This window comes from Enterococcus sp. GC34 (genome assembly GCF_040886645.1).
GTDB lineage: Bacteria > Bacillota > Bacilli > Lactobacillales > Enterococcaceae > Enterococcus > Enterococcus faecalis.
Window position 1 is genome coordinate 160,245 of sequence record NZ_JBFOEF010000001.1, and the last position, 13,624, is coordinate 173,868.

Here is a 13,624-nt window from a genome sequence, read left to right on the forward strand (position 1 = left end):
ATTTTCTCAACTCCTCCATTTAATCATTTTTCGGATAAGAGCGCAAGCGTCTTTTTAATGGCACTACTGGTTTTGTTTCATTTGTTTTTGGAGTGCTTGCGATTGCTTTAATAGCTCTTTGCCGATAGTGGTATCTTTCACTAATAGCCGCTGTAAGGGGCGATCGATGACTTGTTTGATGGAATGAATGTCTTGATTATTTAAAATGGCTGTTTCTTTACTAGAAAAAGATTTATGCGCGGTCAGTTGTAACCCGAACGAGTTGTACAACAATGTATAACCAGCAATTCCAGTAATTGTCTGATAAGATTTTGAAAAGCCGCCGTCAATTACGAGAAGCGTGCCATTTGCTTTGATTGGCGATTCGCCTTTTGTTCGTTTAACTGGTGTATGGCCATTAATGATATGTCGATTTTCACCAGTCACTTCAAATTCATCTAGGATTCTTTCACAAACTTCAACCGTATCACGCAAAGAGTAGTAAGGATTCTTTTCTTCATGATGTGTTTCTTTTTCAGCGAGAAAATAACGCTCAAAGGTTTTCATAGCTCGTTTACCAAATAATGAGGAGCCTTCGCCACACCAAAGATACCATAAACAATCTGTCGCATAGTCATCTGTAATAGCAGGCTGAGCGTAAGCTTCTTCTAACATTTCCTGAAAGAAGTCAACTAAAGCTTTTCCTGAATAGGAGTGGCCTTTAAATGTGTAAGCTTGAAAAGTACCGTCCGCATTCAGAGGCAGACAGCCATGAATCAATAAATTTTGATTATACACAAGGTAAAGAGAGGCTTTTTCCATTAGAAAGCGCATGTGTTTTGTTAACCGCGGCGAAGACTGAAATTGCGTTAATAAATCATCAATTATCTGTTTTTCCTCACGTGTTAATTGGTAAGGCTGCTCTTCAGAAACGGTTTGGAAACAGCTGTTAATTAATGTATAACGACATTCGTCAAAAGTAATAGTTTCCCCTTGAATCTTATCTAAGCGTAGCCGATGTGCCAAGTTAAAATCAGGGCGTCGACCAATAATTTGGCCTTCTAGTTTTTCTTGAATAATGGCAATGGCTTGTTGCACACGCATCGCTACTTGTTTTTCAGCTTCAGTTAACGCACGATAGGGATTTTTCTTGGGTGCAAAAGCAGGATTATCTTTATATGTTTCTAAACTAAATTTTTTTAAGGCGGTTAAATCGATAGCATAACGTTCTTCTAACAGATCTAAATTTCCATAGCGAGCACAAATACGTACTACATTGGCTAAACAAGCCAGTGAACCACTATAAGCAGCCAGCCAAATCATATCGTGATTGCCTAGTTGAATATCCAAGGAGTGATAGGACATTAATCGGTCCATAATTTTATCTGGTGCTGGCCCCCGATCATAGATATCACCAATAACATGTAGGTGATCAATAATCAGACGTTGGATTAGATAAGCTAATTCTGTCACGAAACGTTTGGCTTCACCTAGTAAAATAATTTTTTCAATAATTTGTTGATAGTAACCGTTTTTGGTTGTTGTTTCATCATATTGATAAATCAATTCTTCGAGAATATACCCATAGGTTTCAGGAAGGGCTTTGCGAACTTTAGAACGTGTGTACTTCATCGAAGAAGAACGGACGATTTCAACCAGACGGCGAATCGTTAATAGCCACCATTCATAAGAGAGGGCGCTTTCATTTTCTAAAAGTGTTAATTTTTCTTCTGGATAGTAGATAATAAAACAAAGCTCGTCCATCTGATGGGCATTTAATTCTTGTTTAAATAAAAATTGAACTTTTTCTCGGATTCGCCCAGAACCATTTCTTAAAATATGGTCAAAAGCTTCAAATTCACCATGTAAATCACTGACAAAATGTTCTGTTCCTTTCGGTAAATTCAAAATTGCTTCCAAATTAATAATTTCTTCAATTTGTTGATCACGGTTCAGTGTAGCCAAGTCATCTGCCTTCTTTCTTTTTCGTATATACCAATTTTTATTTAAAAGATTAAAGTCTTGATAATAAAGGTTTTTTATTCGTATGCCAATTATTGTAGGCTATTTGGCGAAAAAAAGCAACAGGAGAAAGTCAGAGAAAAATGTGGAAAATTATAGGAAGCTACTGGGTTTTATGCTATGATTTTTAATAAAACAAAATGAAGGGGCGGGAAAACATGTTATTTGGTACAGCAAAAATGAATCGGGAAAATCATTTAGAAATCGGTGGTTGTGACACCGTAAAGTTGGCGCAAAAATTCGGGACGCCGTTATTTGTCTATGATGTCGCTCATATTCGCGCGCAGGCACGTGGTTTTAAACAAACGTTAAATCAATTAGGTATCAAAAATAAAGTGGTTTATGCAAGTAAAGCATTTAGTTGTTTAGCTATTTATCAAGTGTTAAAGGAAGAAGATATTGCTTGTGATGTTGTCTCTGGTGGAGAACTATTCACAGCTTTAAAAGGGGGCATGGAGCCAGCGGAAATTGAGTTCCATGGAAATAATAAAACCCCTGAAGAATTACGTTATGCTTTGGATAACAAAATAGGTACAATTGTCATTGATAATTTTTACGAAATTGACTTGTTGGAAGAATTATTAGCTACACGAAACCAAACACAAAAAGTTCTTTTTCGGGTGAGTCCTGGCGTGGATGCAGAAACACATGATTACATTTTGACAGGCCAAGAAGATTCAAAATTTGGTTTTGATGTTGCAAGTGGCCAGGCAACAGAAGCACTCGTTCGTCTTTTATCAAACCCCTCTTTTGATGTACAAGGGGTCCATTGCCATATTGGCTCGCAAATTTTTGCTGTGGAAGGCTTTTTAGCTGCTGTTGAAAAAATGTTCACTATTTTAGAAGACTGGCGGCAAGTCCATCAATTTACAGCACGTGTTTTAAATATGGGTGGTGGTTTTGGTGTGCAGTACACGCAGCAAGATGAGCCATTAGCACCAGCAACTTTTGTTGAAAAAATTGTTTATTCCTTGAAAGGTCATTGTGAACAATTAGGGTATCCACTGCCTGAGCTTTGGATTGAACCAGGCCGCAGTTTAATTGCCGAAGCGGGCACAACGATATATACAGTTGGCGCGCAAAAAGAGGTTCCTGGTGTTCGTCATTTTGTTTCCGTAGATGGTGGCATGGGTGATAATATACGGCCTGCTTTGTATCAAGCGGTTTATGATGGATTTTTAGCGAATCGTGAGGGGCATGATTCAGTCAAGAAAGTCACAGTAGTTGGTAAATATTGCGAATCAGGCGATGTCTTACTTCGAGATATTTTATTGCCAGAAGTTAAAGCAGGGGATTTATTGGCCATCAGTAGTACGGGGGCTTACGGTTATTCAATGGCAAGTAATTACAACCGAAATCCTCGACCAGCGGTGGTTTTTGTCGAAGATGGACAAGCAAAATTAGTTGCTCGCCGTGAGACATATGAAGATATGACAACGTTGGATTGTTGATAGATTAAAAGTAGCCGCCTCTTTTTGAGACGGCTGCTTTTTTTCAAAAAATAACAAAATGTAAGGGTGATTTCTTTCAGAAATGAAAAATCCATAGTATATTAAATGAAGAAGGAAATACTTTAGAAGAGGGTGTGATTTGCAGATGAAATGGCTCCTCGGGTTACTGATCATTTTTGCAATGATTGGCGTTGTTTTTTCTGTTTACATTGCCAATTATTTTTTGAAAATCGCGTTGCTTAAAGACAACCCTTGGTATCATAAAAAAGGGCATCGGTTATTAAATCCTGATAATTTTCAAGAACGAGAAACAAGATATACAAAAATAGAAGAACAACAAAAACAAGAAGGCGAAGCTTTTTGGACAGAGTCTTTTGCTGAAGATCGTTGGTTGAAAATTAAAGATGAAACATTGTATGCACGGTGCTTTATTCCTTATCCAGATAACCATCGTTGGGCGATTTGTGTGCATGGTTATCGTTCAAACGGAAAACGCGATATGGCATATACTGCATTACGTTTTGCAGAAGAAGGCTACAATGTTTTAGTTCCCGATTTGCGTGCGCACGGGAAAAGTTCAGGGGATAAAATTGGGATGGGATGGCTGGATCGGTTAGATTTATTAAGTTGGCTTAGTGAAGTTCTTGCCATTGATATGGAAGCAGAAATTATTTTAGTGGGCGGTTCCATGGGAGCGGCTACTGTCATGATGGCAAGTGGTGAAAAGTTACCAACGAATGTCCGCGGATTAATAGTGGATTGTGGCTACACTTCTGTTTATGATGAATTTAAATATGTCCTACATGAATCTTTTCATTTACCCGCTTTTCCTATTTTAACAATTGCTAATCAATTAGCATTAAATAACTATGGCTTTCAATTGAAAACCGCTTCTTCCGTGAGACAATTACACAAAAATACGTTGCCGACATTTTTTATTCACGGTACAGGTGATCGCTTTGTTCCAATGACAATGTTTGAAGAAAATTTAGCGGCAACTCAGGGGATAAAAAAAGGCCTCATTGTTGCTAAAGCACCACATTTATCTTCAAGTGTCTACGAACCTGAAAATTATTACAGTAGTATTTTTGAGTTTTTGGAAGAAAACTGTCCTGCGGTAAAAACAATATCCGACTAAAAAAGACATGGATTTTCATGATTCCATGTCTTTTTTTTGTCTGACTCGTTTAGCTAAATTTAAAGTGCTTAAAAAGAAAAATAACGGCGCCAAACTACCAAGGCAAAGGAACCATTTCATTGAATAAGTTAACTCTTGCTGTAAAAGAGATTCTCGTATATAGCTGAAACCTTCGCCATGGACCCGCAAATAAATATAAATGTAAGCAAAAAGAATCACTAAAGGCAAAATACAGACTTCTAATATTTCCAAAAGATAAGGAAAGGTTTTATTTAATAATTTGAGGCGTGTCTTATTCAATAGATAAGCAAAAATGAAAATTGACCATAAAAAACCAAAAAAACTAATCAAATAAAAAATCAGATTCGCACTTCCTGCATTCATAAAAGCTTTCGGGAAAAGTAGTCTGCCGATGAATGTATTTTTAATTGTAAAAGGAACATCAAAAATGGAAATATAAAGACAAAAAAGTACTAATGTTAACAAGGCATGCCAAATCTTTTTCTCCATTTCATTTAAAAAATATCTAATTACTTGGTACATTTCCATAAACTGTCGCTCCGTGTTTGAAATAATCGTAGTTTTGACTATACCATAGCTGTTCTCAATTTTCTTGAAAAAAATACACGCAACCAGCCTCGACTATACGAAACACACAGAGTGTCTAAAAAATAAGTTGCGATCGCATTTTTTCGCATGCTAGTGTTGCACTTCTGTTTCGTTGGTGTTTTCTAATTGCTGATTTGTTGATTAAAAAAGGGCAGGAGGGAGCGTTTTTCTAGTATAATAATATAAAAGAATATAGAGAAAATCGTAGGATGGGAGTTATTCAAAGTGGCGGAAATTACAGTTAAGACAATTTCAGCGAAAGATGATTTAAAGAAGTTGCTTTTGGGTCAAGAGTATGACCAACAGCAGCCAGTTAAAAATATTTTAAAAGCTAGAACATCGAATGTCCATATTGAAAAGTACGAGGTTGTGGAGGATGTTTTTTTAAAGTTAACTGGGAAGGCGACCGCGCACAAAGATATTATGAACTCATTTTGGACAACGTATAAAATTATGTTACAACTTGTTTATCCCGATTTCTTTAGACCAGCGGAAGTAATTGGGGAAAATCAAGAAAGCTATTTAGAAAAACCTTCTGAACAGAATTTGCTTGCAGTAAATAGCAAGTATCCGCCTCATGATTCCGGGACATCGGCTGTGATTTCGGACCGATATTTAACTTATTTTGATCAAGTTTTTCCTGACTATTTACCAAATCCTGTACCCAAAAAATATACATGGAATGAATTTCTTCTCGACAATTTTACTAAATTTAATCAAGTCCATCAGGACCCACAATTAAAGCGTTTTGCCGAACTTACCCATTCAATTGGAAACATTACAGTAGTTCCACTAGGATTTAACAGCGGAAGAAGCTTATCGTTTAAAGATTATTGGGATTATTCCTTAGAACAACTTTCGATATTTTTAGCTTCGTTTCATTCATGGGAAAACTACGTTCATATGTACGAGATGCAACCATTTTTAAATGAACAGTATCAACCAATAGCGCTATGGAAAACTCATTTGAAAAAAGACTCGTTTATCTTACCTCAGAATCTAGAGGAGATAAATGAATATTTAGTTCAAGTAAATCAACGAATAGAAAAAAGAGGGCAGCGAATAGTGAATCGGTTGCAATGAAATAAGAATCGCCTTTTCACTAAACGTTGAAAGTCTCGAATCGTGTGCTCTTGTATTGACTCAGGAACAGAGAACGATTAAACTACTAGATTAGTATCAAAAAATAATTGCGTATAGGAATAACCAGTCGCATGTTTAAATAATTTTTAGGTATTATGTAAGTAACAAAAGTTATTAGTACGAAGCAATCATTTTAGAAAGGAGCTTTTATGCAATTCACATTATTAAATCAAGAAAATCAAGCCTATTGGGAAGCAACCTACACAGAAGCTTTTCCAGAAGAAGAGAGACTGCCGTTTGATCAATTATTGACGTCTTCTCAAGCAGGAAAATTTCATTTGTTTGTTATTCAAGAGGCGGATGAGAACGTGGGGATTTTGTTAAATAGTCCAATTGCACCTGAAGCAACTTATGTCTTTTTCTTCGCAATTGATCAGCACCATCGGAACAAACGATTAGGCTCAACCGTGTTAGCGTTATTGAAGACACGTTATCCTAAGGGAGTTCTTTTAGAGAGTGAAGAAATTGGCAAAAATGCAGTGAACGAAGCCCAAAGAGAAAAACGTTATCAGTTTTATGAAAGAAATGGCGTGCAGGATACAGGGTATCTGATTATGGATAGAGGGCTCACTTTTCATATCATGTTTGCTGGAGCATCAGGCTTCAGTGGAACGCAGCTACAGTTTTTATTAGACTTCCATCCAGTAGCAAAAATTTGGAAAAAGCCAAGTATTGATGCCATTAGGCAATTTGTTTCAAATAAGTAAATTAAACAAACAAAAAAACATATGAAAGAACGGACCAATCGGTTCTTTCATATGTTTTTTATCATTAGTCTCGAAATAACTAGCGAATACCCAAAGCAATTCGTGCGTAACGGCTCATTTTGTCCGTTGTCCAAGCAGGGTACCAGACTAATTTTACTTCGATATTATTTACTTCAGGAATATCTTTTAAAACACCATGGATTTGTTCTGTTAAAACATCTGCTAACGGACAACCCATTGTGGTTAAGGTCATTTTGATGACAGTATCACCAGTTTCTTCTGCAAATTCAACTTCATAAATTAGTCCTAAATTAACAATATCGATGCCTAATTCAGGGTCAATCACTGTTTCTAATGCAGTTAAAATATCTTCTTTAATTGCTTCAACTTCTTCGGTTGAGCGTTGTTGAGGTTGTTCACTCATTCGTCTTCTACTCCTTTGCAAGTTGCCTCTTTACTATCATACCTTTTTTAAGAATGTTTGTAAATGAGAAGTATCTCACATGTCTGGAATTTACTGATTTATAAAAAAGCTCGTAAAACTCGAAATTCATTTTATTTTAATCTAAATCTCATTATTTTGTTGACATTAGAAAACAATGAGTTTAGAATGATCGATAACAATCTAAATTTAATTTTTTTGGGTGTTTTAAAAAACTGAATTTTCAATCAATTGGAAATATCAAAGGGAGGATTTTATGAAAATTAAGCAGGTACATGTTAGGGCATCGAAAATCAAGCTGAAAGAAACATTTACAATCGCTTTGGGGACGATTGAATCCGCGGATAGTGCAATTGTGGAAATTGAAACAGAAGAGGGCCTTATTGGATATGGAGAAGGAGGCCCAGGCATTTTTATTACCGGTGAAACGTTAGCTGGCACGCTTGAAACGATCGAATTATTTGGCCAAGCAATCATTGGCTTAAACCCCTTTAATATTGAGAAAATTCATGAAGTGATGGATAAAATATCTGCTTTCGCTCCAGCGGCAAAAGCAGCAATCGATATTGCTTGTTATGATTTGATGGGTCAAAAAGCCCAACTGCCTCTTTATCAATTGTTAGGCGGCTATGATAACCAAGTAATAACGGATATTACACTAGGCATTGATGAACCAAATGTGATGGCACAAAAAGCCGTCGAAAAAGTCAAACTAGGTTTTGATACGTTAAAAATTAAAGTCGGAACAGGAATTGAAGCTGATATTGCAAGAGTAAAAGCGATTCGTGAAGCAGTTGGATTTGATATCAAGCTCCGCTTAGATGCAAATCAGGCTTGGACGCCCAAAGATGCTGTTAAAGCAATTCAAGAATTGGCAGATTATCAAATTGAATTAGTGGAACAGCCAGTTAAAAGGCGCAATTTAGAAGGTCTAAAATACGTTACCTCACAAGTCAATACGACAATTATGGCTGATGAAAGCTGTTTTGATGCCCAAGATGCGTTGGAATTAGTTAAAAAGGGTACAGTCGATGTTATCAATATAAAATTAATGAAGTGTGGCGGCATTCATGAAGCGCTGAAAATTAATCAGATTTGTGAAACAGCAGGCATCGAATGCATGATTGGTTGCATGGCGGAAGAAACAACCATTGGCATCACGGCTGCTGCCCATTTAGCTGCTGCTCAAAAGAATATCACACGAGCAGATTTAGATGCGACATTCGGTTTAGAAACTGCGCCCGTAACTGGGGGCGTATCCTTAGAAGCAAAACCACTATTGGATTTAGGAGAAGCAGCTGGATTAGGCATTTCTCATTAAAAAAGGAGTAAAGCAAATGAAGTATGATTTAAAGTATCTTAGTGTCCCTTTGCCTGAGGAAATTCAAAGGGTGAAAGAATTTGGCGATTTTGCAAGTGCGGATATGGCCATTGATTTTTGGTTGACAAAAGAACTTCCGCAGGCATTAAAAGAACGTTTGATAATTGAAAAAGATGTCATTAAAATGATGCGTATGAATGAGTATCCTCATAGCTTTGCAAAAGCTGATCAAATGATGAGAGACACTTTTCAGGATTATCAAACAGAGGAATTAATTCGTTTAAAAGAAACGGGATTAGTGGACTGGGTTTATATTGACGGTGAACCGTATTTCCAACTTCGATTTTTGGCCAATTTAATTAAAACAAATGCGGCATATGTTGCACGTTTGCGGGAAGCAGAAAGCAATCAATTAGAAATTCTCCGCAAAAAAGAACTAAAAGAGAACATCGAACAAATGCAAAAAAACGGTGGTAGAAAAGTGAAAACAACAATTAAAGCCACCATTCAGGTGAAAAAAGAATTTGAGCGTCCAGGTGAGCGTGTTCGTGTCCATTTGCCGCTGCCCAAAGCGTGTCAACAACAATCAGAAATTGAAATCCTAGCTACGTCACCTGAGGCAACCTATATTGCGGCAGAAGATGCGCCTCAACGAACACTGTGTTTTGAAACAATCTTAAAAGAAAATCAAACGTTTACAGTTGAATATTGTTATGTTAATCGGATGGTTTACCAACAGTTAGAAGAAAATAACGTAGACAAAATGCAACCAAGCTTTGATTTAGAGGAACAGTTACCGCATATTCGATTCACGCCTTATTTAAGAAATTTAGCAGATGAGATTGTGGGCGATGAAAGTAATCCCTTAAAAAAGGCACGCTTGATTTATGACTTTGTGACGACAAAGATTCATTATTCTTTCATGCGTGAATATTTTACAATTTCCAATATTTCAGAGTATGCTGCAACTAATTTAAAAGGTGACTGCGGCGTGCAAGCGATTTTGTTTATCACGCTTTGTCGGATTGCAGGGATACCAGCCAAATGGCAATCGGGATTATATGTTTCTACACATTATACAGGCTGTCATGATTGGGCACAATTTTATATAGAACCGTACGGCTGGCTCTTTGCGGATTTATCTTTTGGCGGAGGTGCTTACCGAGACGGGGATAGACAGCGGTGGAATCATTATTTCGGCAATTTAGATGTTTTTAGAATGGTCGCAAATAGTGAGATCCAGGCAGACTTTCAGCCGGCAAAAATGCAATTGCGTGCAGACCCAATTGACAACCAGCGGGGAGAATTTGAGTACGAAAATGAGGGCTTGCCCTACGCATGCTTGATAGTTTCGCAAGAACGGCTTTCCATGGAAGAGTTGCCGTTTGATTGACACATAGGGGGAATAGTATGAAAAAGTTAAAAATGATGGGGATTATGTTATTTGTTAGTACGGTCTTGGTAGGTTGTGGCACAACAGCAGAAACAAAAATAGACGAGAAAGCAACTGAGAAAACCAGTGTCTCGAAAAAAGTTTTAAATTTAATGGAGAACTCGGAAATTGGTTCAATGGATTCTATTTTTACACAAGATGAAGCCAGTATAAACGCACAGTCCAATGTCTTTGAAGGGTTATATCAATTGGATGAAAAAGATCAACTAATACCTGCTGCTGCTAAAGAGATGCCAGAAATTTCTGAGGATGGCAAACGATATACCATTAAACTAAGAGAAGATGGCAAGTGGTCCAATGGTGATGCTGTAACAGCCAATGATTTCGTTTTTGCTTGGCGTAAATTAGCGAATCCCAAAAACCAAGCCAATTACTTTTTCTTGTTAGAAGGAACGATTCTGAACGGAACAGCTATTACAAAAGAGGAAAAAGCACCAGAGGAATTGGGTGTCAAAGCGCTTGATGATTATACTTTGGAGGTTACTTTGGAAAAGCCTGTACCATATTTTACGTCCTTATTGGCATTTTCTCCATTTTTCCCACAAAACGAAGCATTCGTGAAAGAAAAAGGACAAGCCTATGGCACTTCTAGTGAAATGATTGTATCTAATGGTCCGTTTTTAATGAAAAATTGGGATCAGTCAGCGATGTCGTGGGATTTTGTGCGTAATCCCGACTATTACGATAAAGAAAAAGTAAAATCAGAAACGATTCATTTTGAAGTTCTTAAAGAAACCAATACCGTTTATAATTTGTACGAATCAGGTGAATTAGATGTGGCTGTCTTAACAGGAGATTTTGCTAAACAAAATCGAGACAACCCAGACTATGAAGCAATCGAACGGTCAAAAGTATATTCCTTACGTTTAAACCAAAAAAGAAACGAAAAACCATCCATTTTTGCAAATGAGAATGTCCGCAAAGCTTTAGCTTATGCTTTGGATAAAAAAAGTTTAGTCGACAATATTTTAGCAGATGGTTCAAAAGAAATTTATGGGTACATTCCAGAAAAATTTGTATATAACCCAGAAACGAATGAAGATTTTCGTCAAGAAGCAGGCGCCCTTGTCAAAACAGACGCCAAAAAAGCCAAAGAGTATTTAGATAAAGCAAAAGCAGAGCTAAACGGAGATGTAGCCATTGAACTTCTTTCAAGAGATGGTGATAGTGACCGAAAAGTTGCTGAATTTATCCAAGGCCAGTTACAAGAAACGTTGCCAGGTCTCACTATTAATGTCAAAACAGTTCCTTTAAATAATGCGATTGAATTAATGAGAAAAGGGGATTATGAATTGTCTGTTGGCATGTGGGGACCTGATTATCAGGATCCAATGACTTTCTTAGAAAGCTCAGTTAGTGGTAACCGTATGAACTATTCTAGCCCAACGTTTGATCAACTAATTGAAGAAGCAACAACTAAATACGCAAATGATCCTGAAACTCGTTGGCAAACATTAATTAAAGCTGAAAAAGTATTGGTGGAAGAAGATGCCGCTTTAATTCCTTTATACCAAGAGGCCCGTAGTCAGCTTGTACGACCAGGTGTCAAAGGTATTCAGTATCATAACTTTGGTGCAACGAGCACATATAAGTATGCCTATAAAGAATAAATTAGTGAACGAGCGTGGGACAAAAATCACTTTGGATTTTTGCTCCACGCTCAAAAACTGATAAACGGCGGGAACAGAAGCAACACTACGCGTTGCTCCGATCTCAACAACTTCTAAGGTGTTTTCTCGACATGCGTCTCGTCACAGTACAGCCTTCAAAAGAGCTACAGCTCTAAGAGTTGCGATGTTTCACTGTGAAGCATGAACAGATGAAATCATCGTACCTACTTGGTGAAGGTACTTCGGAACTTACAAGGATAAAACTGTGACGAGCCTTTGGCGAGAAAACAATAAGCCGAAATTGACTTTCTCACACAAGTGTTCGGCGTATCTTAATCCTTCCAAGTGTTGAGAATCACGAAGAACGTAGTGATTCGATGATGAACAATACCTACTTGGTCTCCAAAAATTAAAGAACACCGGGTCCTTCAATTCTAGCATGTTCCATGCGTAGAAATTGATGCGAACGAAACGGAGTGTAGTGTATCATGCAACATCAACTCGTACCTCGTTGTGTTTTATGACAATTTTCGGAAATTCCTTCTTATTGCTGAGAAACACTATTTGCAAAGCAAATAGATGTTGAACAGTACCTACTTGGTTCTCGGAGTTAAACACTTCTGTCCCGACCTCTTCCCGATAAGAGCTTCTTTTTTGTTAATAGTCAACAATTAATAAAAAAATAATTGAAAAAGGTTGACAAAAATAATGATACTCGTTAGAATAAGCACTGTTAACAAATGAATAGCGTTTTCATGTGACTAGATAATACTAGGCATGGAAGAATTTCGTAATACAATGTGGTGTACAATGGTTACGCAACATGTTTAACGGGATTGTTCTATGCTTTTTTTGTTGTTTTCACTGAAAATGTTAGAATTACTTCTGCAGAAGAGGGTCATTTATGAAAATTAAAAAGGTGCTAAATCAAAATGCTGTACTTGTTCTTGACGAAGGACAGGAGAAAGTAGCTGTCGGTAAAGGCGTCGGGTTTAATAAGACTAAAAATGATGTCTTATCTCGACAATTGGTGGAGCGGATGTTTGTGATGGAGCCAGAAGGACTGAAAAAACTTCAAGTATTGCTATCACAAATTGAAGACAAATACTTTTTAGCGAGTGAAGAAATTATCCAACATGCTGAAACGGTATTGGGTGAAAAGTTGAATGAACATATTAATATTGGGTTGAGTGATCACATTGCTTTTGCAGCTGAAAATATTCAAAATAATATTATTGTTCGGAACAAGCTTTTAAGTGAAATTGAGATTTTATATAGTGAAGAATTTGCTATTGCTCAATGGGCTGTAGAATATTTAACACAAACCTTAGAAATTCCATTTAGTTATGATGAAGCGGGATATATTGCAATTCATATCCATAGTGCTCGCAGCGGGCGTACTGATAATAGTAAAAGTATCCGTGAAGTTACAATCGTTTCTGAAATTATTCATTTAATCGAGCAGGAATTGGCTATTGATATTCATGATGATAAAAATAGTCTCAGTTATTCACGTCTGGTGAATCATTTACGTTTGTTTATTCATCGCTTCCAACAAAATCAATATGCTGTTTTAGATGAAGAAATTTTGGAAGTCGTAAAGAAAAAGTATGCTGAAAGCTATGAAATCTCAAAAAAAGTACAAGTCTTATTAATGAGAAATTTTCATTATCAAGTACCAAATGAAGAACTTGGTTATTTATCGATTCACATTGAACGATTAAGAATGACCAAATAATAAAAATTAAA

Annotated in this window: 11 protein-coding genes; 8 read left to right on the forward strand and 3 right to left on the reverse strand. The window is 36.8% G+C overall.

Annotated elements, in window-relative coordinates; genetic code table 11:
• Positions 1 to 63 precede the first annotated feature (63 nt).
• A complete protein-coding gene (locus AB3I72_RS00755; protein WP_368023410.1) occupies positions 64 to 1,944 on the reverse strand; it encodes a fructose-1,6-bisphosphatase in 1,881 nt (626 codons plus the stop codon).
• 197 nt (positions 1,945 to 2,141) lie between these two features.
• Here AB3I72_RS00755 and lysA point away from each other — a divergent pair, with 197 nt between their 5' ends.
• Positions 2,142 to 3,452, forward strand: coding sequence for a diaminopimelate decarboxylase (lysA, locus tag AB3I72_RS00760; protein ID WP_002360386.1), 1,311 nt, complete (start codon positions 2,142 to 2,144; stop codon positions 3,450 to 3,452).
• 145 nt (positions 3,453 to 3,597) lie between these two features.
• Positions 3,598 to 4,590, forward strand: coding sequence for an alpha/beta hydrolase (locus tag AB3I72_RS00765; RefSeq protein WP_002413817.1), 993 nt, complete (start codon positions 3,598 to 3,600; stop codon positions 4,588 to 4,590).
• Positions 4,591 to 4,605: 15 nt separating this feature from the next.
• Here the strand turns inward: AB3I72_RS00765 and AB3I72_RS00770 are convergent, their stop codons facing one another.
• Complete coding sequence (locus tag AB3I72_RS00770; RefSeq protein ID WP_002365632.1) at positions 4,606 to 5,139, reverse strand: hypothetical protein; 534 nt, start codon at positions 5,137 to 5,139, stop codon at positions 4,606 to 4,608.
• A gap of 285 nt (positions 5,140 to 5,424) precedes the next feature.
• Between AB3I72_RS00770 and AB3I72_RS00775 the strand changes: the two genes are divergently transcribed.
• Both AB3I72_RS00775 and AB3I72_RS00780 read left to right on the forward strand, forming a co-directional pair.
• Entirely contained in the window at positions 5,425 to 6,282 is an 858-nt protein-coding gene (locus tag AB3I72_RS00775; protein ID WP_368023411.1) for a hypothetical protein, read from the forward strand.
• A gap of 209 nt (positions 6,283 to 6,491) precedes the next feature.
• Complete coding sequence (locus AB3I72_RS00780) at positions 6,492 to 7,049, forward strand: GNAT family N-acetyltransferase (protein WP_086280619.1); 558 nt, start codon at positions 6,492 to 6,494, stop codon at positions 7,047 to 7,049.
• 79 nt (positions 7,050 to 7,128) lie between these two features.
• Here the strand turns inward: AB3I72_RS00780 and AB3I72_RS00785 are convergent, their stop codons facing one another.
• Positions 7,129 to 7,473, reverse strand: a complete 345-nt coding sequence (locus tag AB3I72_RS00785) for a metal-sulfur cluster assembly factor (RefSeq protein WP_002357660.1) — start codon at positions 7,471 to 7,473, stop codon at positions 7,129 to 7,131.
• Between the two features lie 274 nt (positions 7,474 to 7,747).
• Between AB3I72_RS00785 and AB3I72_RS00790 the strand changes: the two genes are divergently transcribed.
• From AB3I72_RS00790 to AB3I72_RS00805, 4 genes are all read left to right on the forward strand, one after another.
• Entirely contained in the window at positions 7,748 to 8,812 is a 1,065-nt protein-coding gene (locus tag AB3I72_RS00790) for a dipeptide epimerase (RefSeq protein WP_176944436.1), read from the forward strand.
• A gap of 16 nt (positions 8,813 to 8,828) precedes the next feature.
• A complete protein-coding gene (locus AB3I72_RS00795; RefSeq protein WP_307771690.1) occupies positions 8,829 to 10,205 on the forward strand; it encodes a transglutaminase domain-containing protein in 1,377 nt (458 codons plus the stop codon).
• A 17-nt stretch (positions 10,206 to 10,222) separates the two neighbouring features.
• On the forward strand, positions 10,223 to 11,875 hold the full coding sequence (locus AB3I72_RS00800; RefSeq protein ID WP_002363926.1) for a peptide ABC transporter substrate-binding protein: 1,653 nt from the start codon (positions 10,223 to 10,225) through the stop codon (positions 11,873 to 11,875).
• Between the two features lie 904 nt (positions 11,876 to 12,779).
• Entirely contained in the window at positions 12,780 to 13,613 is an 834-nt protein-coding gene (locus AB3I72_RS00805; protein WP_002357655.1) for a PRD domain-containing protein, read from the forward strand.
• Positions 13,614 to 13,624 lie beyond the last annotated feature (11 nt).